Source organism: Paracoccus sp. SY, assembly GCF_002901215.1.
GTDB lineage: Bacteria > Pseudomonadota > Alphaproteobacteria > Rhodobacterales > Rhodobacteraceae > Paracoccus > Paracoccus acridae.
In genome coordinates, this window is the sequence record NZ_NWMQ01000029.1 from 1 (window position 1) to 25,557 (window position 25,557).

Below are 25,557 nucleotides of genomic sequence, written 5' to 3' on the forward strand. Positions count from 1 at the left end.
GTGCGCGCCTTCTACTCGCCAAACGAACGTCGAAAGCTGCGGCTCTGAACGCATGGCCGGTCAGGGCTGCGATGGCGGATGTCTCCGCCCTGCCCGGCCATGCTTGCCCACCCTCGGTGAGACACTCCTACTTTGCGCAGCCGAGGACATTTCAACTTGGTTGCAACAGGAGGCTACCTACGGGGCATGACCCGCGCTTTCCAGCAAGGCCAGCTCAACTTGATGGGAAGCTTGATCGGCCTGAGCGAGCGGCGACGCACGGAGCAAGTGCTGTGATTACCCCTCTTGCGTTGCTACTGATCATGATCCTTGCCGCCCACGCTAAAGCGCGGACGTTAGTCTGCGTTCCCCCTGAGGACCATGAACCTACACCACAGCGTTGGTGGCCTTGGGGCATGGTTGATGAAGACAGCCTCTTACTGCCGCAGACGCGAAGAGCCCTGCCTGCTTTTGGTCCCAATTGCCTTGCGCGGCAACTGTAGTCCTAGATCACGAACACCGGCGCGAACCCGCCCCCTGGCGTCCTGAAGTTCGTGGTCTGACCCTGATAAAGGCGCGCGGCCACCAGAAGCACTTGGCCATCATAGGTATACAGTCGCACGTCCATCTTGCGCGTCTGTTGAATCTCGTCGATCTTGATCATGCGCTCGCTGGGGCGGACCAGCGTCTGGGCAACGTATTCGCCCCCTGCGATCTCCGCCCAGACTCCTTTCGTCAGCTTGTCGCCCCGATATACCGCCTTGCCGCCATGTCCGCCGGTTGGCTTGAAGAACAGGTCCTTGCGAGATTTCCAAAGTGCATCAGCATTGTCGGGATCCACCAGGACGGTGCGTGGAACGGCTGCAAGCCCGGCCCGAATTCCCGGGTCGACTCCCCATGCATCAATTGTCGAGGAGTTCGAAAGAAGCGAAAGGTTGCGCTTGTCGGCAAGGAGCGCGTGGTTGTGCGGGTTCGGCGTTACGACAACCGCGCCATCACGGTAGGCTTCCTGCAATGCCTTGTGCTCAGGCTGATCCAGGGCGAAATCGGTGACCCGGTTGTAAACGAGATCGATTGTCTTACCATCGACGCTGAGCCGACCATCCTCATAGCGAAGATGGCCGGCGTCGGCGATGACCGCGTCGATGCCTCGTCCCACTAAAACTTGCCGCGCGAGGAGGAACTCAGGGTAGAGATACTGTTCCGGTGGACTGTCATCGACGATGGCGATGCGTTGTGGCGCGCCCGTTCCCCGCTGCCGAATCCATTCGTTCTGGAACATGCCAAAGGCCGCATCCTCGAAGCTTTGTGACGTGGCGGGGAAATCCATTTCGGCGCAGCATGCGCGCTGCGCCCTTGCAAGGAAGGCATTGAGAAAAGCTCCGCCGGCGTTGGTATTGATCTCGATCAACCGGGGACCGTCTTCGCCAAGATGAAAGTCGTAGCCCATCAGCACCCCAAGCGGGCCGTGATCTACCCGAGCGATTTCCGGCGCCCAGGAGAGGACTGCGGCTTTATATGCCGCGAGTTGTGCGGTGGTCTCGACAGCCACTGCGATCTCGCGCATCTCGTCCACGGTGGCGGCTGAAAGAAACACCGGCACGTGCGAGAACAGGTGCGCCTTGGGGCGGATAAACGTCTCGAAAAACGCCGGGTCTCCAGCCTCTTGGTCCAGGGCTTCGCGCAGCGTTGGAGTGTCCAATGTAATGCAGAAGCAGTTCCTGTTGAGTCGGTCCGTGATGTCATGAACTCGATCGGGGGATCTGGAGCCAGGACCGTTCATCAATGGACTGCCCGAAGCAGCGCCAAGATCGGGCGTGCTTCACACGCCAGGTAAACAATTGACGATCCCACCAACATTGGTCCCAAAGGCTTCTTCAATCATGCCGATCCCAGTATCCCACTTCTATTTGGTAGCTTCAACGGAGAACACCAAGGTTTCCGCGCAGTATGGGTGTCTGGCCCCTTTCGAGTGGTGAGTTAAGCCATTGACCCGGTCGCCGGCCATCCCCCCTGACGTTACTGGCGCTGAGCCTCTATTCAGGTGGTGAGCTGTTCGGTCTCACGCTCCTGCGCCGCGAAGATCTCTTCGACGAGGGCGCGTTTCTCTTCGTCGTCCCCATGCTCGAGTTCGGCCTTGGCCATGCTGACTGCACCCTGGTGATGGAGGATCATGCCACAAGCTAAGGCAAGGTCAGGATCCTCGTTCATCATGAACCCGTGCGGCGCCCTCATGCCTCCATCATCATTGCCCGATGGTCGCCCATGTTGCCTATGCTGCTCATGTCGGCAGCTTCGGCGGACATTCAGGAGCCGTGCCACTTGCCCGCGGCACCTCCCTGCGTCTGGGCATGGACGGTGCGAGCGGATGCCAGCGGCGCGATCACAGCTAGAACGGCGGTGATCTTCGTTTGCATTTTTCCCTTGTGGGCTTCAGCGGAAGCGGCCTGGACGGTCGTGGAGCGAGCCTTATGGAGTGGAAACTGCAACGCTCATGCCAGTTCGGTCTGCGGATCATATGATCAGAACGTGCCCCAAACCGACACGGCCGCCTCAGCGTGCTTGCGATACGTTCTCCTGGTAGGTGCGTTCGTGCTCCGGCCACGTATTTTGGATATAGGCGAGCATGGCGCGGATCTCGGCATCGCCGAAGACATCGGCAAACCCTGGCAGGTCGCTCTTGTAGCCGTTCCCCACGATCGCGGCGGTGCCTTCCTCCACGATCCGCAACAGGGTGTTGTCGGGATGGTGCCACGTGTGGCCGCTTGCATCGTGCGGTGGTGCAGGGAGACGCCCGGACCGAAGGGGTGTCTTCCAGACCGGTTGCCCCTCGAACTGTACACCGTGGCAGGCCGCACACTGTTCAGCGTAGAGTTGCCGGCCCTCTTCGATGACATCTAGAGACGCCGCGACGGTGTACGCAGGTCTGAAACTGTGTCACCCAGCGAAAACCTCCAAGATTGCAGCCCCAGTGAGCGATGCGATCAGGACGCGATTACGAAAGTTTGGTCCCAAGAATTGTATCTCCGCAGACAACGAAACGTCGGTCGGCTTCACGCTGGATTCGGGGTCTACCTGAAGCGAGTTGCCGGTGGCACTGGACATTTTCGAAAGCAGCATCTATACTTACGGTATGTTTGCCCGGCTCGTCACCATGCTTGCCATGTTCGCGATCGTCGTCATGACGACGGTGACTTCCGCGCAAGCTGCTGGTTTGGACGCCGAGCCCCATCATGCTGTTAGTGTCAGTGAGTTGATGCAGACGGCGGACACCCAGCTTTCCTGTGAGCAAGAACAACCCTGCGCACCAGACCATGCTGGAGCATGTGAAATCCTTTGCGCGGGTCTGTCGGTCTTCGTGCCGTCGCCCAGCGGGAACGCCATACGCGGCTACGGGTTTGCCAGCCAGGACCTGCCTTCCACGACGATCCCTGCCAGCCTGGCGCCTGGTACGAACGAACGCCCTCCAGAACTCCGTCTCGTCTGATTGCATCGCGGCCAAGGCCGGCCGCGTTCCATTGCCTTTGACGAGCGGGACAGGAATGTCCCGAGGAGACACCAATGAACCCCCTTTCACGACGCGGCTTTCTTGCCGCAAGTGCGGCGGCATTCGCCACCGCTCATCTTCCTCGCGCCGTCATGGCGCAGGTGGCAGCGCCTCTTGCCTTGTCTGCCGCAACCCGCACGCTCGACATCGACGGACGCGCGGCCACTGTCCTCGGCCTTTCCGGGCCGCGCGGCCAGGGTCTGGTTCTCGACCCCGGACAGAGGTTCCGGGTCGACCTGACCAACGATCTCGACGTGGGTACCATCATCCATTGGCACGGCCAGATCCCGCCCAACGCACAGGACGGCGTGCCGGATATGCCGTTGCCCCTTCTTGCGCCGGGCGAGACCCGTTCCTACGATTTCGAGGCGCTGCCAGGCACATTCTGGATGCACAGCCATGTGCCGATCCAGGAGATGCAGCTTCTTGCCGCGCCGCTGATCGTTCGGTCGCCGGACGACCTGATCGGCGACCGGCAGGAGGTCGTGCTGTTCCTGCACGATTTTTCGTTCAAGCACCCCGAGGAGGTTCTGGCCGAGATCAGTGACGGCCATGGCGGCGGGCACGGCGCAGCACCTAGCATGCCCATGGCAGACAGGAGCGCGATGCCGGGCATGGACCACGGAGCCTCGGGAGGCATGCCGATGGGGAACATGGCGATGGGCGGCATGGCCATGGACCTCAACGACTATGATTGGGACGCCTATCTCGCCAATGACCGCACCCTGTCCGACCCCGAGGTGGTGCAGGTCGAGCGCGGCGGCCGTATCCGACTGCGGGTCATCAATGCCGCCGCAGCCACCGTATTCTGGATCGAGACCGGAACACCAAAGAGCCGGCTCGTCGCGGTAGACGGACATGCCGTTCAGCCCATCTCGGGCAGCCGGTTCGGGCTGGCCATGGGCCAACGCCTGGATCTGGAAATCGATCTGCCGAACAAGGGCGGCGCCTGGCCGATTCTCGCCTTGCGCGAAGGCGCACGAGAGCGCACCGGCCTTGTCCTCGCCACGCAAGGGGCAGAAGTGCGGCGCATGCCCGGATTGGCAGACACCGACGCACCTGCCTTCGACGCCGACCTTGCCCAGGAATCACGCCTGGTCGCCCTCGACGCCTTGCCGGAACGGCCCGTCGATCGCAGCCAGGTGGTCATGCTCGGGGGCTCAATGCAGCCCTACGTGTGGACGATCGACGGCGCCGTCTGGGGCCAGCACCGGCCGGTCGCCGGGCGAAGCGGCGAACGGGTCGTTCTGTCGTTCCACAACATGTCGATGATGGGCCACCCGATGCATCTGCACGGGCATGTGTTCCAGATCGTTGGGCTGAATGGACGTGCGGTCTCAGGTCCGCGGCGGGATACGGTTTACGTGCCTCCGATGTCGATGGTCGATATCGCGCTCGACGCCGGCGAGGCTGCGCGCTGGATGCTTCATTGCCACCACATGCCGCATCTTGCGACGGGAATGATGACCGAATTCGTGGTCGGCGCATAGGTCAGGCGACGGCAGAGGACGCCGGATCCTCGGCGTCCTGACATGGGCAAGAAGGAGGCACAAGCATGCTGATGTCGCAAGGCGCCTATGCATCAACGCGAAGCCGCTCGAACGCGATGCAAGGATATGGCAGCCACTCCGGCTGCCGAAATACGGACCCAAAAGGGGAAAGCCGCGATGGATAATCATGGCAAACATGAGCCGCAGCCGAGCGGCAGCTTCTGGAGAAGCCGAACCGGCTTCACCCTCGTCGCATTCCTCGCAGTGGCGGCGTTTTTGCTCGCGTACGAGCATCGGATCCACCTGTTCGCCGGCAATGCGAGCCTCGTTCTGCTGCTCGTCGGTTGTTTTGTGATGCATCTGTTCATGCATCGCGGCGGTCACGGTCATGGCGGCGGGTCAGGCCGCGGAGACGAGAAATGACCGAAACAGGTTCTGCCTACGGCCTGTGGGTACTCGTCATCGTCAACTCGGCGATCTTCGTCCTGTTCGCGTTCAGCTTCTTCAAGCCGCAGACCGCGCGCGACTGGCGCTCGTTCGGCGCGTTCAGCGCGTTCATTGTCGCGCTCTTCACGGAGATGTACGGCTTTCCGCTGACGCTCTATCTGCTCTCCGGTTGGCTTCAGACCCGCTATCCCGGCGTCGACTGGCTGTCGCATGACGCCGGACACCTGCTCGAGATGCTGTTCGGCTGGAAGGCCAACCCGCACTTCGGACCCTTCCACCTTATGAGTTTCGTGTTGATCGGGGCGGGCTTCATGCTGATCGGGGCAGCGTGGCGCGTCCTCTACACGGCGCAGCGGTCCGGCACGCTCGCCACCGGCGGCCCCTATGGGCACATCCGGCATCCGCAATACGCGGGCTTCGTCCTCGTCCTGCTCGGCTTCCTGCTGCAATGGCCGACGCTGCTGACCCTCGCCATGTTCCCGGTCCTGGTCGCGATGTACGTGCGCCTGGCCCGCAGTGAGGAACAGCAGGCAGAGGTGGAGTTCGGCGCCGCCTGGCGGCGTTACGCCGCGACGGTGCCGGCGTTTGTGCCGCGTCGGCGCCGGATGGAGCGGACATGAGGGGCCACGCCGATCTCCTGCCGCCGGCCCCTCACGCGAGCGAGCGTGTCGATTTTGCATTCGGCGCCGGCCTTCCCGGCTTCGGGCTCGGAGAGATCGCGACTGCTATCGTTCCGTCCAACGGCATCCTCTTACAGCAAACCACCGTCCGGCCGCGGAACATTCGGGCCTTTCGCCCCACGCCGTCCCCAGAGCCTGTCCGCGAAGCCGGGCGCGGCGAACCAACAGAGCAAAGGAGTAAAGATCATGACCCAGCAAGCGAGAACGCGCGTCGCTGTCAACGGCTACGGAGTGATTGGCAAACGGGTCGCTGACGCAATTGCCCTCCAAGACGATATGGAGCTGGCCGGCATCGCCGATATCGCATCCGACTGGCGCATTCGAGTGGCAGGGGCCAAGGGCTACGCCATCTTCGCCGCCACGGAAGAACGGCTTGATCCGATGCGAAAGGCGGGGCTCGACCTCGCGGGCGCTCTTGGCGATCTGCTGGAAACCGCAGACGTGGTCGTCGACTGCACGCCGAAAAACGTGGCCGCAAGGAATGTTGCAGTCTACCGGCAGAAGAACGCCAAGTTCATCCTCCAGGGCGGCGAGAAGCACGAGGTCACCGGCCATTCCTTCGTCGCTGACGCGAACTATGAGAGCGCGATCGGCCGCGACTGTACCCGCGTCGTCTCGTGCAACACGACATCGACGGTCCGAACGCTGACGGCGCTCAAGCGCGCCGGGCTGCTCCGGAAGGCCCGCGGGACTTTGCTGCGGCGGGCCACCGACCCGTGGGAGAGCCATCTCGGCGGCATCATGAACACGCTGGTGCCCGAACCCGAAATCCCGAGCCATCAAGGACCTGACGCGCAAAGCGTCGACCCCGAGCTGGACGTCCTGACGATGGCGGTGAAGGTGCCGCAAACGCTGGCGCATCTGCACTACTGGACCGTGCAGCTGACCCGCGCCGCGAGCAAGGACGAGGTGCTCAACTCGTTCCGCGCCTCCTCGCGGATCGCGCTCGTCGAGATCGGCGACGGCCTTTCGGCGATCAACGCCGTCAAGGAGATGATGGCCGACCTCGGGCGCCCCCACGACAACCTCTACGAGGTGGCGCTCTGGGCTGACATGCTGAGGGTCGAAGGCGACGAGCTCTTCTACGCCTACATGGTCGACAACCAGGCGATCGTAATCCCCGAAACGATCGACGCCATCCGCGCCCTGACCGGGCAGGAGCGCCACGCCGAGCGCTCGGTCGCTGCCACGGACCGCTCGCTCGGCATCGGCGCGATAGCCGATGCACTGGGGCGAGGCTGATCGATGTCGGCCCTCGCCCCGTTCCTGTCGCGGACGCGCATCGCGTACTTCACGATGAGATGGCCTCAACCGGATAGCACCTGTTTCAGGGCCTGGGATCGCTCGCGGCAACACGGCCCGGCCAGTCGCCGCACCGCCAGCATCACACTGATACGCAAGAGCAACGTCATCTCGCGGCTCTGCCGCACAAGTAAGGACAGGAGCAACTGATGAGCTCTCCACACTCCCACCACCATGGCCATCAGAACCATCAGGCGCATGCGAGCGCGCCTCGCGATGGTGAAGGCCAACGCGGCGACTCGCAGATTATTGCCGCCACCGGCTCCAGCCATTCCGAGCATGCCGGGCACGGCGGTCACGACCACGGCGCGATGGTGGCGAACTACCGGCGCCGCTTCTGGCTGGTTCTGGCGCTGACGCCGCCGATCCTGTTGCTTTCGCCGATGATCCAGCATTGGCTTGGCATCGCAGAGACTCTGGCGTTCCCTGGCGACCGCTACGTCATCTTCGTGCTCTCAACCATTGCGTATCTTTATGGCGGATGGCCGTTTCTGACGGGCTTTACCTCCGAGCTGCGCAAACGCCAGCCCGGCATGATGACCCTGATCTCGATTGCGATCTCGGCTGCCTATTTCTTTTCGGTCACCGTCACGTTCGGCTTTCCGGGCCAAGAACTTTACTGGGAACTGGTGACTCTCATCGCGATTATGCTGCTCGGTCACTGGATCGAGATGCGTTCGGTCATGGGAGCATCCCGCGCGCTCGAGGAACTGGTGCGGCTCCTTCCGGATTCAGCCACGCGGATCAAGGCTGACGGATCGTCGGAGGAGGTGCCAATCTCAACCCTTCAGCCCGGTGACAAGGTCATCGTACGGCCCGGTGCAAAGGTTCCAGTGGACGGCCAGATCATCGAGGGTTCGTCCGGTTTCAACGAGGCCATGCTCACGGGCGAATCGCGGCCCGTGACCAAGGGGGTCGGTGCCGCCGCCATCGGCGGTGCGATAAACGGGGCCAGCGCCGTTACCATCAATGTAACGGCGACAGGCGGCGCCACCTATCTGTCGCAGGTCATCGAACTGGTAAAAAAGGCGCAGGCGACGCGATCGCGGACACAGGATGTCGCCAACCGTGCGGCCGCCTGGCTGACCTACATAGCACTCATTGTGGGATTCGGCACGCTGTTCGTCTGGTGGCTTTTCCTCGACGCGCCCCTCGAATTTGCCATCGAACGCATGGTGACGGTCATGGTCGTTGCCTGCCCTCACGCCCTCGGCCTTGCTGTCCCGTTGGTGGTCGCGGTCAGCACGTCGCTGTCGGCCGGCAACGGGCTGCTGATCCGCGACCGCGCAGCCTTTGAGCGGGCGCGCAATCTCAGCGCGGTCGTGTTCGACAAGACCGGCACATTAACTGAGGGTCGTTTCGGTGTCAGCGACATCGTATTGCTCGCCGATGGCGATGAAAACGAGGAACTCAGCTTTGCCGCAGCCGCCGAGAGCCAGTCCGAGCACCCCATCGCTCACGGCATCGTGGCCGAGGCGAAGGAACGAAGCCTGGTCATTCCCAAGGCAACTGACGTTAGCAACATCACCGGCGAAGGCATCGTGGCCAAGGTGGACGGCCAAGATGTGCGTATCGTCAGCCCTGGGCACCTGGCACGGCAGGGCAACGCCATTGCCCATAACAGCCTCAAGCATCTGGAAGGACAGGGCAAGACTGTTGTCGTGCTCGTCCGCGACGGTACGCCGCGGGCACTCTTTGCGCTGGCTGATATCGTTCGCCCGGAATCGAAGGATGCCATTGCCGAACTCAAATCCCTCGGGATCAGCTCGATCATGCTCACCGGCGACGCCGAGGGCGTCGCAAAAACGGTCTCCGAGGAACTCGGAATCACCGAATACTTCGCCGAAGTGCTGCCGGATCAGAAATCCCAAAAGATCGAGGAGCTCCAAGCGCGAGGGCTCTCCGTTGCCATGGTCGGCGACGGGGTGAATGATGCGCCTGCGCTCGTGGTGGCCGATCTCGGGATCGCCATCGGCGCGGGCACCGATGTTGCCGTCGAATCTGCCGATGTGGTTCTGGTGCGCAGCGACCCACGCGACGTGGGCGCTATCCTCGGTCTGTCCCGGGCCACCTATCGCAAAATGATTCAGAACCTCGCTTGGGCGACCGGCTACAATGCGATCGCCATCCCGATGGCGGCCGGCATTACCTTCGGGACCGGCTTCATGATGACCCCTGCTGTTGCGGCCGTATTCATGTCGGCCAGCACCATCATCGTCGCCATCAACGCTCAGTTCCTGCGCTCTTACAGGAGGCACACATGACGACAAGAAGCGCATACCTGGAAGCTCCCGCCATGCGAGTGATCCTTCCGTTGCCGGGTAACGAAACCTTCGCGCGCCGTCTCGCTGACGAAGGAGGATGGGAACTGGGCGCGCTGGAAACGCGGCGTTTTCCTGACGGCGAGACTTACGTCCGCATCCTTTCTGAGGTGAAGGACAAGGTAGTCGACCTGGTTTGCACACTGGCGCGTCCCGACGACGGATTTCTGCGGTTGATCTTCGCGGCCGATGCAGCGCGAGATCTGGGCGCCCGTCAGGTCAACCTGATCGCCCCCTACCTTTCCTACATGCGGCAGGATCGTCGCTTTCAGCCGGGAGAGGCGGTGACATCCAGGAGCTTCGCGCGGCTTGTCTCGGCGAGCTTCGACCGGTTGGTGACTGTAGATCCGCATCTCCATCGCTATGCGGCGTTGTCGCCTCTCTACACGATCCCCACAGATACACTGCATGCTGCGCCGCTGCTGGCGGACTGGATCGCCGCCGAAGTCGACAAACCCCTGATCATCGGCCCTGACAAGGAAAGCGAACAATGGGTCTCGGCGATCGCGGCACGCATCGGTGCGCCGCACGCTGTGCTGCGCAAGGTGCGCCACGGCGACCGCAATGTTGAGGTTGAGCTATCGGACCTTTCCGAATGGCGCGGCCTGCAGCCGGTGCTTGCCGACGATATAGCGTCGTCAGGCCGTACACTGATTGAGGCCGCCCGCATGCTTCCGCTGCAAGGCTTTGTCCGGCCCATGGTTGCTGTGGTGCATGGAATATTCGCGGACGATTCCTTTCAACGCCTCACAACCCTTTGTGACCGCATCGTCTCGACAGACTCCGTACCCCACGAAAGCAATGCCGTCGGGCTCGCCTCCCTGGTCGCCAGGGCGATTGCGTCTGCGTCCGGCGATGAGGCCGATCTCATTCGGCATCGACGACCGCCGGAACCGCCAGACGATGTGGAATAGGCGGACTTCTTTCCCGGCAGCGATCCACGCCCGTGGACGGCCGGACGGTGAAGCGCCCCCCTCGCAGGAGCAGTACAATGGAACAGCACAACGTTACGGCCAAAGCGGGATCCCGGCTCAAGCGGGCGGAACTGGCATCGTCCTTCGGGGCCGGCCTGCTTGGGGGTGGTCTGGGAGTTCTGGCGGCGCCGTACGCGGCCGACCTTGCCGTGCCCGTGCTTTTCGCAGGAGTCCTGATGCATGGCTGGGGCATGTACGACAAGCATGCCATCCAGCGGGATCTCGGCCGACTGGAGGCACCATGGATGAAGGTGCTTTACTGGCTGTGCTGGGCCATGCTGGTGGGATTGAGCATCCTGCTCGCCGACAGGGTGTTTTTCTAGGCAGCGGGGTTCCCAATCCCCGTCCCCGCCGGGTTTCCGCCGTACGGGAACCCGGCACATTCGATCTCCAGGGAAGGTCCTTTCAATGAACCGTGAGCTATCAACTGATTATGTTGCCTGGGCAGAGGGTTACGGTGTGATCAGGCACGCGCCGGAGACTAGGGAACGTGCTCAGCAACTCGGGTACCTGCTCGTTGAATGCGGGCAGATACCCGACGTCGATGCGTTCTACAGGCTGCTCGCGGCTGCCGACCGCCTGTCCTCCGCCGCAATGTGGACTGTTGCCCACATGACCTATGCCCAACGTGTCGACCTTTCCGGCGCACCGCTGCCTGCCGACGCGTTCAAGAAGACGCCCGAGGGCCACACCGGCGGATCCCTGAACATGGTGCCGGCCTTCGTGGGCTATCTCGCCGCCAACGCGATCAGCGCGAAAACCCGTTCATGGATGATGGGACAAGGCCATTCTGTCGCCGCGATCGAGGCGGTCAACGCGTTGACGGGGGATGTTTCTCCTGCGCAGAGGGGCCGCTATGATCGGAGCGAGAGGGGTCTCTCGCAGCTTGCCGCCGATTTCTACTCCTATGCCATCGACGCCCACGGCGCTGCGGCAGTCCCGCTCGGCAGTCATGCCGGTCCGAACACCGCCGGTGCCATCTCGGAGGGTGGCTATCTCGGCTTCGCCGAAGTTCAGTACGTCCATGCGCCGCTGCCCGGCGAAAGCCTCGTCGCCTTCCTGAGCGACGGGGCCTTCGAAGAGCAGCGCGGCTCGGACTGGACGCCCCGGTGGTGGCGCGCTGAAGATTCTGGCCTCCCAATTCCAGTCATGATCCTCAACGGCCGGCGCATAGAGGAACGTGCCCAGATTGCGCAGCAGGGCGGTGCGGACTGGCTCACCGACCACCTGAAGCTCAACGGCTTCGATCCCTTCATCATCGATGGCCGTGATCCTACGGCCTTCGCCTGTGCGATCATTGAGGCTGAAAGGCGACTTGAACGTTTCGCGTCCGATCCTGCCCGCACCTACCCGGCGCCTATTCCCTATGTCATTGCCGAGACGGTCAAGGGCTTCGGCTTTCCAGGCGCCGACACCAACGCGGCGCACAACCTACCTCTCGGCGGCAATCCCGCACAGGACCAGCTGGCGAGAGACGCCTTCAACGAGGCGGCGCGAGCGCTGTTCGTTCCCGCCGGGGAAATCGAAAGCGCTGCCGCGGAAATCACCGTCTATCGCAAGCAGGGACGAGAGCCGGAAAGCCGGCATGCGCTCGCATTGCGCAGCCCGGCCGCACCGAACCTGCCCGAGCCGGACTGGATGGTCTCAGGCGATCCGCCCGATTGCGCCATGCATGCGCTCGACCGCTGGTTTGTCCGCGTCGTGAACGCCAACCCTGGACTCCGCCCGCGTGTGGGCAATCCCGACGAGCTGCGCTCCAACCACATGGGAGCAACACTCGACCGGTTGCGCCACCGGGTGAATACCACTGAGCCCGGCGTTGCCGATGCCATCGACGGTGCGGTCATCACTGCACTCAATGAGGAAGCGGTTGCGGGCGCGGCGCTGGCCAACAAGGATGGGATCAATCTGATCGTCAGCTACGAAGCCTTCGCCATGAAGATGCTTGGTGGTATGCGGCAGGAGATCGTCTTTTCCCGGCGGCAGCGCGAAGCCGGCCAGAAGCCGGGCTGGATTTCGGTGCCGCTGGTCGTCACCTCCCATACCTGGGAGAACGCGAAGAACGAACAGTCACACCAGGACCCGACCATTGGCGAGGCGCTGCTGGGCGAGATGTCCGACACCTCGCGGGTGCTTTTCCCGGTGGATGCGAACAGCGCCATGGCTGCGCTCCGATCCATCTACGCGGGCCGCGGTCAGGTGGGGTGCCTGATCGTCTCCAAGCGCGACATGCCGCACCGCTTCGATGCTGAGGCCGCCACCCGTTTCGTCACTGATGGTGCTGCCCATGTGCAGGACGAGACGGAAGGAGCCGAGCTGCAAATCGTGGCGATCGGCGCCTATCAGCTCGAGGAGGCCCTGAAGGCGGCCCATCGGCTCAGGGGCCATGGTCGCCACGTGCTCGTGACGGCGATCTCTGAACCAGGCCGCTTCCGCACGCCCCGTGATCCCATTGAGGCCGCTTTCACAGCGAGCGACGAGAACCTGGCTGCCCTGTTTCCACCGGGCATTCCGCGCCTGATCGTTTCCCATACGCGGCCAGAACCCATGCTCGGCTTGCTCCGGCGACTGGATTCCGGCCCGCGGACGACGGCTGCGCGCGGCTACATCAGCCGGGGCGGCACACTGGACGTGCCAGGGATGCTATTCGCCAATCGCTGCACCTGGGCGCATCTGATCGACGCCGCTGTTCCACTCACCGGCTGGAGCAGGGATGACCTCCTTGCTCCGGATGAACAGGACGCCGTGGAAGGCCGCGGGGATCCCGCTAACATCACCGCATTCAACATCTGAGGTCATCATGCTGACGCTAACCTCTCTCGGCGGCGCAAGTACCGTCACTGGCTCCAAACACCTCCTCACCAACGGCGACAAGCGCATCCTGATTGATTGCGGCCTCTTCCAGGGGCTCAAGAACCTGCGCGAGTTGAACTGGACGCCGCTGTCAGTGCCGCCGTCCAGCATCGATGCCGTGGTGCTCACCCATGCCCACCTCGACCATTCGGGCTATCTCCCGCGACTGGTGCGCGATGGATTCAAGGGTCGGATCTATGCCACCGCGGCGACGCGTGACGTGGCCGAGTTGATCCTCAAGGATAGCGGATTTCTCAACGAGAAGGATGCCGAATACGCCAATCGCAAGGGCTTCTCCAAGCACAAGCCGGCGCTACCGCTTTACGGTGTGGGAGATGTGGAACGGGCGATGGAACTTTTTACAGTTGTTCCATTCGACCAGCCATTTCAGCTTCCCGTTGGCGCGATCCTGACGTTCCGCCGTGCCGGCCACATTCTCGGTGCGGCCAGCGCCGATATCGAATGGGGCGGCCGACGCATCGCGTTCTCGGGCGATCTCGGGCGGTATGGCGATCCAGTACTGCCCGATCCGGCTCCCGTAGCCGACGCTGACTACATTGTCGTCGAATCAACCTACGGCAACCGCATTCACGATCCCGCCGACACAACCGAAGTGCTGGGCGAGGTTATCGAGCGAACTGCCGGCCGCGGGGGCACTGTAGTCATCCCCGCCTTCGCAGTGGGTCGTGCGCAATCTATCCTTTATCATCTCTGGAAGCTTCGCGCGGCAGGCAGGCTCCAGGCGGTGCCGATCTATCTCGATAGTCCGATGGCAATCAACGCCACGGACCTGCTTCACGCACACAGCGAGGATCATCGCTTGACTCATGATGAATGCACGGCGATCTGTGCAGTCGCCACTTATACCCGTGACGTCGAAGCCTCAAAGGCGATCACTGCCAACGTCTGGCCCAAAGTCGTGATCTCTGCCAGCGGCATGGCGACTGGTGGCCGCGTGCTTCATCACCTTAAATCCTTCGCGGGCGATCCGAAAAACACGATCCTGTTTTCCGGATTCCAGTCTGCCGGAACCCGGGGCCGCGCAATGGTTCAGGGCGCGCAGGAGATCAAGATCCACGGTCATTGGATACCGGTCAGGGCGGAGGTCAAAAATCTGTCGGTGCTCTCGGCCCATGCCGACAGCAACGAGTTGATGCGCTGGCTTCTGGAGTTTCGGCGCGAGCCGTCACGCGTCTTCATCGTTCACGGTGAGGACACGGCATCCGAGGCACTGAGGATCCGGATCGACCGCGAACTCGGCTGGAATGCCACTGTGTCCCGCCAGGATCAGGTGTTCGATCTATGACCACGCTCCACTCTTCTCCCGGACCAGAGCAGGCAACGCTTCGTGTTCGGCGTCTGCGATTGCACACCCAACACCAGCCGGTTGTCGTCATGCGGACCGACTGTCATGTTTGCCGCGCAGAAGGGCTTTCTGCGCGCTCGCAGGTCCTCGTTTCCGGCGGTGGCCGGGAACTGCAGGCAACGCTCTTCCAGGTGGAGGGCGATGGGCAACTGGCCCTCGATGAAGTCGGGCTTTCCGAAACGGCCTGGGAGATGCTGGGGATCGCCGAGGGCGCAGAGGCCCGAGTCACGCATGCACCCGCGCTCGAGTCGCTGGCAAGCGTTCGTCGACGCATCTATGGCAACCGGCTCGACGCGGCTGCCTTCACGGGGATCGTGCAGGACGTGGTCGCCGGCCGTTACACGGATGTTCAACTGGCTGCGTTCCTGACGGCGAGTGCGGCTTTGCCGCTCGACGAGAACGAGACCGCCTACCTAACCGGGGCAATGATTGGGGTCGGCGATCGCTTGCAATGGGATGCCCCTGTTGTCGTCGACAAACATTGTGTAGGCGGCCTGCCGGGGAACCGGACTACTCCCATCGTCGTGGCGATCGTCGCAGCCAATGGGCTTGTGATGCCAAAAACATCATCACGAGCCATCACCTCGCCCGCAGGCACCGCCGATACGATGGAGGCCCTCGCTCCCGTCGACCTCGACATCGCTGCCATGAAGCGCGTGGTCGACGCCGAAGGAGGGTGCATCGTCTGGGGCGGAGCGGTCCATCTTAGCCCGGCTGACGACATCTTCGTACGCGTTGAACGCGAACTCGACGTCGATATGGAGGGCCAGCTCATTGCCTCCGTCCTCTCCAAGAAAATCGCCGCGGGAGCCACCCATGTCGTCATAGATATCCCCGTTGGACCCACCGCCAAGGTGCGCAGCGAAGCTGCGGCATCTCACCTTTCCACGCGGATTATGGCAATCGCCTCCCGGTTCGGCGTGAGTGCGAAATGCCTGCAAACCGATGGGTCGCAGCCGGTCGGTAGAGGCATCGGTCCCGCGCTCGAAGCGTTCGACGTGCTGGCCGTTCTGCAGGATGCGCCTGGCGCGCCGGATGATCTACGCATGCGCGCCGCCATATTGGCAGGCGCAGCACTCGAGATCGGCGGGAAAGCCGAGACCGGGAAAGGTTTGGCGCTCGCGCTCGAAACACTGGCCGACGGACGTGCCTGGAAGAAGTTCGAGGCGATCTGCGAGGCTCAGGGCGGGATGCGCATTCCACCCAAGGCGGTCCATGTCCATCCGCTGGAAGCACCACATGCTGGACGGGTTGTTCAAATCAACAACCGCAAGCTTTCCCGACTTGCCAAGCTTGCAGGCGCACCGGAAGCCAAGGCAGCCGGCATCCACATGAAGGTTGGCTTGGGTGATCGGGTGGACAGTGGACAGCCGCTTCTCCACCTCCACGCGGAGACGCCCGGCGAACTGGCATACGCGATCGATTACGCTGCGCAGGCCGCCGACATAATTGAGATCGAGGCATAAGTTGGTCCCTGGTCAACATCGAGGCGTAGCGCGTCTCTCTCATGCCCCGCCACATCTAGCCTGAGCCTGAAAATCGCATGTCCGGGCGCGTCCGAGAACCCCTGCAAACTCGGAAATCCCTGAGAACGCTCTACGTGTGCCGCATGTTCGCTGCGGCTGATGGTGACGACCGGCAGCATATACTGCGGACACTGGAGCGCCGAAGGGAGGCCCTTATGGTCCTCACCATGCTTTCTCTCTTAGGCTACCCGCTCGACTTCAATCGTCAGGTGCGACAGATCGTGGATATGTGACAGGCGAGCGCGGTAAGCTGCGGGTTCCTGCGGGTCTGAGGAACGGAGCGCAATAATCGCACCGTGATGACCGGGACCAAGTTACCAGACATGCAGATCTGTCACCTGATCGGTCCCCGTCTCGATTGCAGCCCGGATCTCGTCTGGCAAATCCTCGTCGTCGGGCATGTAGTCGAGCAGCACCCGGCCGGTATCGCGGATCAGCCCCCAGGACCAGCGAGCGATCACCAAGGCGCCGACAATACCCATGGTCGGATCGAGCCAATTCCAGCCATAGAGGCTGCCCAGCGTTAACGCCGCAATGGCCAGCACGGAGGTCAGCGCGTCGGCCAGAACGTGGAGATAGGCGGCCCGCAGATTGTTGTCGGTCACATGCCCCTGCTGATGGCCGTGCTCATGGACATGATGATCATGCCCGTGCCCATGAGCATGGCCGTGACTGTGCCTGTGTCCATGATGGTGATGGCCATGATCATCGCGAAGCAACCAAGCACAAAGAAGGTTAACGAGCAGTCCGATCACGGCCACGGCAATGGCTTGGCCGAAGCTGATGGCAATCGGGCTGTAGAACCGCATCAGGCTTTCCCAGCCGATCAGCAGTGCGATCAGTGCCAGCACGACCGCACTCGCAAAGCCTGCCAGATCCCCCATCTTGCCCGTGCCAAAGGTGAAGCGGGGATTGCGGGCGTTGCGACGGGCATAGCGGTAAGCGAGTGCGGCAATCAGCATCGCCCCGGCATGGGTTGACATGTGCCAGCCGTCGGCGATCAGCGCCATCGAGCCGAAGATACTGCCGGCAGTGATCTCGACCACCATCATTGCGGCCGTGATGATGATGACCAGCCAGGTCCGGCGTTCGTTACGCTCGTGATTGTCACCGAGGTAAACATGCTCGTGCGGACTCGCTAGGCGCGAGGCTTGAATGTTCATTTGAGATAGGTCCTGATGATGTCGATCAGTTCGCCGGCGGCCTGCCCGCGTGCGACGTCCTCATCCCGATCCGGGTTCGAGACATGCACGCGAATATGATCCTCGATCAGCTCTGCGGTCAGGCCGCCGACCGCGCCACGGATGGAGGCGACCAGGTTCAGGACCTCGCCGCAGGGAGCGTCAGCTTCCAAGGAACGCTCAACGGCCTCAATTTGTCCTTTAAGGCGGCGGACGCGGGCCAGGAGCTTGGCCTTGTGCTTTGTTGTATGACTCATAGTATAGGGGGATACCCTATTTAAGCTACAACGCAAGTCCGAATGCTGCAGACTTGACCTGATCAGCCCGTCGTTAATGGAACCTCGAACGGAAAGCCTTTCATCTTTGGCAATCAGGCGCAGCTGCGTGTCATGGAACATCTTGCCAAGCTCGGTTACGATGCTGCTCGTCAACGCCTCGCATCTCTTTGGCCGTCAATGGAGGCGGGTGCGGAGGTTGACCTTTGATCACACGCGAGCAATTCTCCAGAGATGCCGATAAACGCCTCGCCTGCTTTTGCTGTTTGGGTGAAATGGCTGCTTGCCTTGGCATTCGTCTGTGCGGCTGTCTGGACAGCATGGACTTACAGCAGACATCAAGGGCTGCAGCGGGGGTCCGAGCTTTATGCCGCACATTGCGCGGCATGCCACGGAACTCAGCTGGAAGGTCGACCTGACTGGCAGATCATGGGGGAAGACGGGGTTCTGCCCGCCCCACCTCATGACGAGACGGGCCACACCTGGCACCACGACGACGCGATGCTGACTGACTATATCCGCCGGGGCGGTCAAGCCGTCCTGGATGACATGGGCGTTCGCATGACATCCGGCATGCCGGCGTTTGGCGCCGTTCTGGAGGATGACGACATCGCCGCCATCCTCGCCTTTATCAAGTCCAACTGGCCTGCGCGGATACAGGCTGTCCAGACAGAGCGGAGTGGTGGCTGAGTGCCCTCCTGGAGGCAGTCCCAGAGATGGGCCTGCCGCAAGTATGCCTTTTTTCACATGATGCCGTTCGCCACCTGAACCTCCCGGACGAACCTGATGATCTGGGCCAGCTCCGCATCGGTAACATCCGGCACCGGCGCCATGTTTCCAAAGGTCCAATGATGCGCGCGCACGCCGCTGCGCGCAGCCATTACAAACGCCATGTCGCTGTGGTGGCCAGGCTCGTAGATCTTGTGGATGAGCGGCGGCGCGAGCCCTGCCTTTCCTTCGGCGTTGGTGCCGTGGCAGGAAGCGCAGTTTTCCACAAACGCCTGCTGGCCGGCCCGGGCCTCGGTCGACAAGGTGGCCGGTATCGTCACGACGGCAAGCGCTTGGCCGTTTTCCGCCAAAGGCTGGCTGTCGGGGCGATCCGACAGCCACCAGGCGCCACCCGCGACCAGAACGGCAACCGCCCCAATCCAGAACGTCCTCATGTCATTTCCTGTGGTGATCTCGTGATGAAGAACTCAGTGGCGCCGGAAATTCCGGCGCCACCTGCCGCAAGGCGTTAGCGTGAATGTCCATGCACGATGCCGTTCGGGCCATCGCCGACCGGCACGGTCGCCACCACCTCTTGCCGCTGGGCATCGATGATCGAGACGCTGTCATCGCTGATGTTTGTCACGAACACGAAAGCTCCGTCAGACGATACCCATACGCCATGCGCGCCAAGGCCGGTCTTCACCGTCTTCGTGACTTGGCCGCTCTCAGTGTTGATCACCGACACGGTATCATTCGGGGCTGCCTCAGAGCCCTGGTTCGCAACATAGACATACTTTCCGTCCGGCGTGGCCATGAGCTGGATCGGACCCGGTCCGACGTCGATCTTGCCTTCGACCTCGCGCGACGCGGTATCAATCACCGCCACGCGATCTTCATCTCGCAGCGAGACATAGGCGCGCGTGCCGTCAGGGGTGAAGCCGACCTGCACCGGGGCCGCACCGACCGAAATACGCGCCGCCTCGTTGAGGCCTTGCGTGTCGATGACCGAAACCGACCCATCCTCGACATTGGCCACGTAAAGCTCGGCACCGTCAGGGCTGAGCCGAAGGCCATGCGGATAGGCGCCGGTGCCGATGCGGGCAACGACCTTGCCTTGTGCCAGGTCAACGACCGCAATTTCGTTGCTGCCCGACACCGAGGCAAAGGCGCGGCCATTCCGGTCGGCCACGACATGGGCAGGATGTGAGCCGATCTCGACTGTCGTAGCCGGTTTCGCCAGATCGCGCAAATCGAGTATCACCAGAAGACCTGCCGCATCTCCGTCGTGCCCATGCCCCTCCGAGTCATCATTGCCGGAGGCCGGCGTACCCACCGCCAGAAGAAGGCTCCCGTCAGGCGTAAGGTCCACATTGTGGGGTGCCACGGGTATAGCTACGTCGTTGACGGTTCCGGTGGCCAGATCGAGGGCGCTGATCGTGCTGCCGCCTTCGTTGGCAGAATAGACGGTGCCGCCTGTCCGACCGAGATCGAACGATGCCGAGCTGCCATTCTCGGACAGCCAGTTCTCCATTTCGGCAATCTCGCGCTCCTGGGCCTCGATAACCTGGGCTGCCCAAACCTTTGTCTGCGGATCGTCGCCGTGCTGCTGCACAACGCGGGCCATCTCGATCGCACCCTGATGATGCGGGATCATGCCGCGAACAAAGGCGATGTCCGGATCATCGGCCATGACGCCCTGCGCCATGGGCGCATGCATCGCGTCCATGGCCTCGATATAGGCCTGCGTGAAAGCGGGGGCGTCCTTGCTGACCGGGGTTGCCGCAACAGGCGAAGACGTAGCCATAATGGCCTGCATCATCTTCTGCATGGCAGTCACGCATTCGGCAGACATTCCCTGCATCATGGTCGAGGATGGACCGTTCATGCTCTCCATCGGCATTGCCGGTGCGGTTGGCGCAGCAACCTGCCCTTGCTGCTCGGCAGGATGGTGAGTTCCATGCTCGCCCTGGGCGAGGGCAGCAGCGGGTAGCACCGCTGCCAGACCCAAGGAAAGGGCAATTGCAGTTCGTTTCATTGATTTATTCCTGTGCTCTGGAGGAGCGGCGTCACGCATGGACGCACGGCTCCTTCCGAAATCTGGATTTCAGGGGACAGCGATCTCAGCCGATGGGCTGAAGCAGCCGCGAGACATGCGTCCCGCCGGCGCCTTTATGCAGCCGCGAAGGAACGCGGCGGCCGCAGGAGCCCCCAACCTGTCCGACCGAGAGGGTCCGACCAGATTTTGAACAGGAAGTCTCCGCCGACAAACGGATCGGTCAGCGTTTGACGAGGCAGAACGATAGAGAGGGTGCAGAGCTGGTCGCAGTTGTCGCCATAGGCATCCAGCCTGTCCGCATCGGCACCGCAGTGATCCGAGGAGGAAAGTCCAAACTCGCCCGCAGCCGCGTCAGAAGGTTGGCAATGGTGATCTGCCGCCGCCATTGCCAAGTGGTCATGGCGTATGTGCGCGCCCATCCCGGCATGCGCCGTTGTCTGCAGGATCAGGACGGCAAAGGCTACCATCAGGATGGCAGTGGCGGCCTTCCGCAGCCAGTCCTGCAGGCTTAGCCTGAGAGATCCAGCCTCAGCACTCATAAGGATAATCCGATTTCAGGGCCCGGCATTCGTGTCAAACCCCCTGCACGACCGCGAACAAGAGCGCATGGATACCCTTCAGACGCCCCCGGCAGTTGATCGTGGTTGGTCAGCACCCTGTGCCTCATGTTGCTGCGCCCTTTCTACTCCTCATATCAGGCCAAAGACAGTCAAGTGGAAGATGGGAGCGACAAAGTGCCGCGACCACGTTGCATCCGGCGGACCCATTCCCGGCTATCAGCGATAACGTTCCTGTCAGCCAAACCAAAATTCTGTTGTTGCGACGGCTCCGCGGATTTATTCGGGTAAGAATGTCGAGCTTGCTGCGCCAGCTTGTTACCGTGTTTGTCGTGACGATTGTCTCGGCCAGCTTCGCTATATCGTCAGCCAAGGCGGCGATGGCACTGGAATGTGAGATTACATCGGCACGGGCAGTTTCCGATACCTTCACCAACCAGCTGGCCGCATTGAACCAGGATAATCCTGGTCATGATGACATCGCGACCGACACTGAAAGCGCCGCTCATCAGCACCAAGGACATGCTGAAGATAATGATGCGTCCAAGGACGCTCATGCTTCTCATTGCAAAGCGCACGCCTGTCCTTCGACGGCGCTCCCCCCTTTCAACAATGTCATGCCGGCCACTGACGTCGGGCAGACCTTGGCCGTGATCCAGCCGGAATCATTGGTCGAACTTACGGTCCCGGAAGGTCTCCGCCGCCCTCCGCGAGGCTGATCCGAACGATGCTTGTTGTGGCCTGACCAGGTCGCAGCCCCCATCATTCTGATCTCAAGCGGAACCCAAACCTCATGAAACCGATCTTCACGGCGGCTTTGCCGCTGTTGGCAGCCGCGTGTGCGCCGCTTCCACCCCTGGATATGTCTTCTCCTCCCGCGGCAGATGCCGCAGGCCCCGTTTCAATCGCTCCGGTAGGACCAACGGTCAATTATACAGCGCGGCAGGTCAGGGAACCTGCGGACTGGACCACCCTGAACTCCGATCTGACCGGGGGTGGCGAATGAGAAAGTTCGTGTTTTTCTCCCTGGCCGCCGTTCTGATGCTGTCGGCTTGTGCCGATGTCGCGACAATGAAGAAGGCCAGCGACCAGCGAGCCGGATTTGCTCCGGTCTCCGATCTCTCTCGCCGCGCCGCAGGTGCCGATGCGGTGTGGTTGCAAAGCCCTGCTGAACGGGAAGCGAATGCTCAGCGGGTTCGTGCCATGGCTCACCGCAAGACGCTGAGTGCCGATCAGGCGGTCCAGATCGCGCTGTTGAACAACCCTGGACTTCAGGCGCGATATGCCGAACTGGGGCTGTCAGCGGCCGACCTTTGGGAAACCGCTCGTGGTCCGGTTCCTTCGGTAGGACTTTCGGTGTCCGGGTTGGCGGGCGGCGATGTTACCCGCTCGATCGAGGCAACGCTCATTTCGTCGATCCTTGACATTGCCACCCAGAAGCCCCGGACAAGGGCGGCCGAACTTCGCTTCCGGCAGGCTCAATTGGCGGCAGCGGGCGAAACCCTGGCCTTGGCACATGAAACGCGGCGCAGCTGGATCGAAGCCGTCGGGGCCTTTGAAGCGGCAGCTTTGATTGGCCAGTCTCAAAGTACCGCCAATGCGGCGTCAGAACTGGCCTCCGAACTGGGAGCCACAGGCGCGATGAGCCGCGCCGATCAGGCACGTGAGCATGCCTTCACCGCCGAACTGGCCGCAGAGCAAGCGGCAGCCAAGCTGGAAGCACAGCTTGCCAAGGAAAAGCTGGTCCGGCTGATGGGCCTGTGGGGCAGCGGGACCGACTTCTTTGTTCCTGATCGCCTGCCAGCACTGCCCGGAGGGGCGCCGGGCCGAGCGGACATCGAACGATCGGCTCTGGCCAATCGCGTCGATCTGGCTGCCGGACGCCTGGAGCTGCAGGCCATTGCCAGCCGCTATGGTCTGGACGGGCAGACCCGGATGATTACGGATGCAGGGTTTGCCACCGGCGTGGAAATCGAACGCGAAGGCGGAGAATCTGAGCGCTCCCCCGTGGTGGATATTGAGTTCCAGATCCCGGTCTATGACACCGGCGGGCTGCTCTCGCGCCGTGGCAGCCTGGAATACATGCGATCCGCCAATAGTCTGGCCCAGGCGGCTGTTGATGCCCGCTCTGAGGCCCGTGCAGCCCATACTGCAGTCACCGGAAACTATCAGATCGCCCGCCATTGGCGAGACCAGGTTCTGCCTCTGCGACGCGAGATCAATGAACAGGCGCTTCTCAGCTACAACGGCATGCTGACCTCGACCTTTGAATTGCTGAACGACGCTCGTGAGCAGCTGGAGTCGGAGCTGAGCGCTGCCGAGGCAAAGCGCAATTACTGGTTGGCCGAAGCCGATGCGACCGCAGCGATTTGGGGCGGGGCGACAGGTGGAAGCGCAAGCGAGGAAGGGGAAGAGGAATGATGAACCGCAGAGCAATGCTGGGCGCGGGGATCGGTGCCGGTGCGGCCGCACTGACCGTAAGTGCGGGGATGGCACAAACGCGGTTTCGCGATCTGCCGGAAGCGGCGAGTACCGATAGTCCCTATACCCAGATACCGCCGCGCCCGACGACAGGCATCGAATACAACCCCATCGTCACGCTGAACGGCTGGTCGCTGCCCTACCGGATGAACGGGAACGTCAAGGAATTCCACCTTGTCGCCGAACCCGTCGAACGGATCATGGCCGACGGGATGGTGGCTCGCCTTTGGGGCTATAACGGCCAGTCCACAGGCCCCACGATCGAAGCCATCGAGGGCGAACGGGTCCGCATCTATGTTACCAACCGCCTGCCCGAACACACCTCGGTTCACTGGCATGGGCTGATCCTGCCATCCGGCATGGACGGGGTGGGGAACTTGAGCCATCCCTCCATCCCGGTCGGCAAGACCTATGTCTATGAATTCGACTTGGTGAAGTCGGGCACGTTCATGTACCACCCCCATGCCGACGAGATGGTCCAGATGGCCATGGGCATGATGGGGCTCTTCATCGTGCACCCGCGTGATCCGGCCTTCATGCCGGTGGACCGCGATTTCGGGATCCTGCTGGCGGCCTATGACATCGATCCGGGCACCTACATCCCGCGTGTCGCCGAGATGACGGACTTCAATCTCTGGACGTTCAACAGCCGAATTTTCCCGGACATTGATCCGTTGGTCGTCAGCAAGGGAGACCGGGTGCGGGTACGTGTGGGCAACCTGACCATGACCAATCACCCCATCCATATGCACGGCTATGATTTCGAGGTGACATGCACGGACGGTGGATGGGTTCGGCCCGAGGCCCGTTGGCCGGAAGTCACCATCGACATTCCGGTAGGATCCATGCGGGCCTATGAGTTCAACGCCGATCATGTGGGTGATTGGGCATTCCATTGCCACAAGTCGCACCACACCATGAACGCCATGGGCCATGAACTGCCCACCTTCATTGGTGCCAACAAGGCCCGTGTGACGGAGATGATCCGCAAGCACCAGCCAGGTTATATGCCAATGGGGACCGCAGGCATGGCGGACATGGGCGAGATGTCCATGGAGATCCCTGAAAACACGATCCCGATGATGACCGGTTGGGGTCCGTTCGGGCCCCTGGAAATGGGGGGCATGTTTTCTGTCGTTAAGGTGCGCGAGGGGATCGCGCCCGACGATTACTCGGATCCGGGTTGGTATGAGAACCCTCCCGGTACGCAGGCCTGGGAATGGACGGGTGAGTTGCCCGAACATGCCAGCAACGACAGCCCCCGAACCATCCTGACGCCCCGTGGCGGCAATCGGTTGGGCTGACCCTCACTATCGAGCAACAATCAAGGAAAATCTGATGAAATCGTTGATGCTGGTAACTGCTGTTGCCCTCTTCCCGTCCTTTGCACTGGCGGCAGGAACCCATGAAGGCGGTCATGACTACGCTGCGGGCGCCCCGGCAACCGACGGTGAGATGAAGACCGTCGAGGTGTCCATGCGGGAAACCGATGATGGCGCCATGGTCTTCGAACCCAAGGAACTGTCATTCGCAGCTGGCGAGACTGTCCGTCTGGTCATCACCAACAAGGGTGAACTGGAGCATGAGTTCGTCATGGATACGGTCGAAGCCAATGCCGAGCACAAGGAACTGATGGCCAAGTTTCCTGAAATGGAACACGACGACCCGAATGCAGTCCGCCTGCAGCCGGGCGAGACCGGAGAGATCCTCTGGACCTTTACGAATGCAGGTGAATTCGAATTCGCCTGCCTGATGCTGGGCCATTACGAGGCCGGCATGCACGGCCCCTTGAACGTCACCAAATCCTGAAA

23 protein-coding genes and 1 pseudogene are annotated in these 25,557 nt (G+C 62.0%); 16 read left to right on the top strand and 8 right to left on the bottom strand.

Annotated elements, in window-relative coordinates; translation table 11 throughout:
• Positions 1–484: 484 nt before the first annotated feature.
• The 3 genes from CK944_RS16445 to CK944_RS16455 form a co-directional block, all read right to left on the bottom strand.
• Complete coding sequence (locus CK944_RS16445; protein ID WP_205049076.1) at positions 485–1,681, bottom strand: hypothetical protein; 1,197 nt, start codon at positions 1,679–1,681, stop codon at positions 485–487.
• Between the two features lie 338 nt (positions 1,682–2,019).
• Positions 2,020–2,193: a DUF305 domain-containing protein gene (locus CK944_RS16450; protein WP_239986115.1), complete on the bottom strand. Its 174-nt coding sequence runs from the start codon at positions 2,191–2,193 to the stop codon at positions 2,020–2,022.
• A 339-nt stretch (positions 2,194–2,532) separates the two neighbouring features.
• The gene (locus CK944_RS16455; RefSeq protein WP_103174165.1) at positions 2,533–2,871 is read right to left on the bottom strand and encodes a cytochrome c; all 339 of its coding nucleotides are present in this window, start codon (positions 2,869–2,871) and stop codon (positions 2,533–2,535) included.
• 199 nt (positions 2,872–3,070) lie between these two features.
• On the opposite strand from CK944_RS16455, the gene CK944_RS16460 reads away from it, so the two are divergent.
• From CK944_RS16460 to CK944_RS16510, 11 genes are all read left to right on the top strand, one after another.
• The gene (locus tag CK944_RS16460) at positions 3,071–3,466 is read left to right on the top strand and encodes a hypothetical protein (RefSeq protein WP_239986116.1); all 396 of its coding nucleotides are present in this window, start codon (positions 3,071–3,073) and stop codon (positions 3,464–3,466) included.
• A 74-nt stretch (positions 3,467–3,540) separates the two neighbouring features.
• On the top strand, positions 3,541–5,016 hold the full coding sequence (locus tag CK944_RS16465) for a multicopper oxidase family protein (protein ID WP_103174166.1): 1,476 nt from the start codon (positions 3,541–3,543) through the stop codon (positions 5,014–5,016).
• A gap of 177 nt (positions 5,017–5,193) precedes the next feature.
• Positions 5,194–5,439 (top strand): DUF2933 domain-containing protein, encoded by a 246-nt coding sequence (locus CK944_RS16470; RefSeq protein ID WP_103174203.1) that lies wholly within the window; start codon positions 5,194–5,196, stop codon positions 5,437–5,439.
• On the top strand, positions 5,436–6,083 hold the full coding sequence (locus CK944_RS16475; protein ID WP_103174167.1) for an isoprenylcysteine carboxylmethyltransferase family protein: 648 nt from the start codon (positions 5,436–5,438) through the stop codon (positions 6,081–6,083). The genes CK944_RS16470 and CK944_RS16475 overlap by 4 nt, the downstream gene beginning before the upstream one ends.
• A 246-nt stretch (positions 6,084–6,329) precedes the next feature.
• Positions 6,330–7,385, top strand: a complete 1,056-nt coding sequence (locus CK944_RS16480; protein WP_103174168.1) for a type II glyceraldehyde-3-phosphate dehydrogenase — start codon at positions 6,330–6,332, stop codon at positions 7,383–7,385.
• Between the two features lie 209 nt (positions 7,386–7,594).
• Complete coding sequence (locus CK944_RS16485) at positions 7,595–9,709, top strand: heavy metal translocating P-type ATPase (RefSeq protein WP_103174169.1); 2,115 nt, start codon at positions 7,595–7,597, stop codon at positions 9,707–9,709.
• A complete protein-coding gene (locus tag CK944_RS16490; RefSeq protein WP_239986117.1) occupies positions 9,706–10,680 on the top strand; it encodes a ribose-phosphate pyrophosphokinase in 975 nt (324 codons plus the stop codon). The genes CK944_RS16485 and CK944_RS16490 overlap by 4 nt, the downstream gene beginning before the upstream one ends.
• A 77-nt stretch (positions 10,681–10,757) precedes the next feature.
• Positions 10,758–11,063, top strand: coding sequence for a hypothetical protein (locus CK944_RS16495; protein WP_103174171.1), 306 nt, complete (start codon positions 10,758–10,760; stop codon positions 11,061–11,063).
• 85 nt (positions 11,064–11,148) lie between these two features.
• Positions 11,149–13,533: a xylulose 5-phosphate 3-epimerase gene (locus tag CK944_RS16500; protein ID WP_103174172.1), complete on the top strand. Its 2,385-nt coding sequence runs from the start codon at positions 11,149–11,151 to the stop codon at positions 13,531–13,533.
• A 7-nt stretch (positions 13,534–13,540) separates the two neighbouring features.
• Positions 13,541–14,899: an MBL fold metallo-hydrolase RNA specificity domain-containing protein gene (locus CK944_RS16505; RefSeq protein ID WP_103174173.1), complete on the top strand. Its 1,359-nt coding sequence runs from the start codon at positions 13,541–13,543 to the stop codon at positions 14,897–14,899.
• Positions 14,896–16,425, top strand: a complete 1,530-nt coding sequence (locus CK944_RS16510; protein WP_103174174.1) for a thymidine phosphorylase family protein — start codon at positions 14,896–14,898, stop codon at positions 16,423–16,425. Before CK944_RS16505 ends, CK944_RS16510 begins: the two co-directional genes overlap by 4 nt.
• Positions 16,426–16,664: 239 nt before the next feature.
• On the opposite strand, the pseudogene dmeF reads toward CK944_RS16510, so the two are convergent.
• Positions 16,665–17,648 (bottom strand): annotated as a pseudogene (gene dmeF, locus CK944_RS16515) (CDF family Co(II)/Ni(II) efflux transporter DmeF).
• On the bottom strand, positions 17,645–17,923 hold the full coding sequence (locus CK944_RS16520) for a metal/formaldehyde-sensitive transcriptional repressor (RefSeq protein ID WP_103174204.1): 279 nt from the start codon (positions 17,921–17,923) through the stop codon (positions 17,645–17,647). Before CK944_RS16520 ends, dmeF begins: the two are co-directional and overlap by 4 nt.
• Before the next feature lie 252 nt (positions 17,924–18,175).
• On the opposite strand from CK944_RS16520, the gene CK944_RS16525 reads away from it, so the two are divergent.
• Positions 18,176–18,631 (top strand): cytochrome c, encoded by a 456-nt coding sequence (locus tag CK944_RS16525; RefSeq protein ID WP_103174175.1) that lies wholly within the window; start codon positions 18,176–18,178, stop codon positions 18,629–18,631.
• Between the two features lie 53 nt (positions 18,632–18,684).
• On the opposite strand, the gene CK944_RS16530 is transcribed toward CK944_RS16525, so the two are convergent.
• From CK944_RS16530 to CK944_RS16540, 3 genes are all read right to left on the bottom strand, one after another.
• Entirely contained in the window at positions 18,685–19,104 is a 420-nt protein-coding gene (locus CK944_RS16530) for a cytochrome c (RefSeq protein WP_103174176.1), read from the bottom strand.
• A 74-nt stretch (positions 19,105–19,178) separates the two neighbouring features.
• A complete protein-coding gene (locus CK944_RS16535; RefSeq protein ID WP_205049078.1) occupies positions 19,179–20,687 on the bottom strand; it encodes a DUF305 domain-containing protein in 1,509 nt (502 codons plus the stop codon).
• Between the two features lie 134 nt (positions 20,688–20,821).
• Complete coding sequence (locus CK944_RS16540) at positions 20,822–21,175, bottom strand: hypothetical protein (RefSeq protein WP_158248032.1); 354 nt, start codon at positions 21,173–21,175, stop codon at positions 20,822–20,824.
• A gap of 392 nt (positions 21,176–21,567) precedes the next feature.
• Between CK944_RS16540 and CK944_RS22945 the strand changes: the two genes are divergently transcribed.
• The 4 genes from CK944_RS22945 (at position 21,568) to CK944_RS24290 (ending at position 25,555) form a co-directional block, all read left to right on the top strand.
• Positions 21,568–21,984 carry a hypothetical protein gene (locus tag CK944_RS22945; RefSeq protein ID WP_146038686.1) on the top strand — a complete coding sequence of 139 codons (417 nt, stop codon included), beginning with the start codon at positions 21,568–21,570 and terminating at the stop codon, positions 21,982–21,984.
• 283 nt (positions 21,985–22,267) lie between these two features.
• Positions 22,268–23,686 (top strand): TolC family protein, encoded by a 1,419-nt coding sequence (locus tag CK944_RS16550; RefSeq protein WP_103174180.1) that lies wholly within the window; start codon positions 22,268–22,270, stop codon positions 23,684–23,686.
• Positions 23,683–25,050, top strand: coding sequence for a multicopper oxidase family protein (locus CK944_RS16555; RefSeq protein WP_103174181.1), 1,368 nt, complete (start codon positions 23,683–23,685; stop codon positions 25,048–25,050). The genes CK944_RS16550 and CK944_RS16555 overlap by 4 nt, the downstream gene beginning before the upstream one ends.
• Positions 25,028–25,555, top strand: a complete 528-nt coding sequence (locus CK944_RS24290) for a cupredoxin family protein (RefSeq protein WP_305790800.1) — start codon at positions 25,028–25,030, stop codon at positions 25,553–25,555. Before CK944_RS16555 ends, CK944_RS24290 begins: the two co-directional genes overlap by 23 nt.
• The last annotated feature ends 2 nt before the right edge of the window (positions 25,556–25,557 follow it).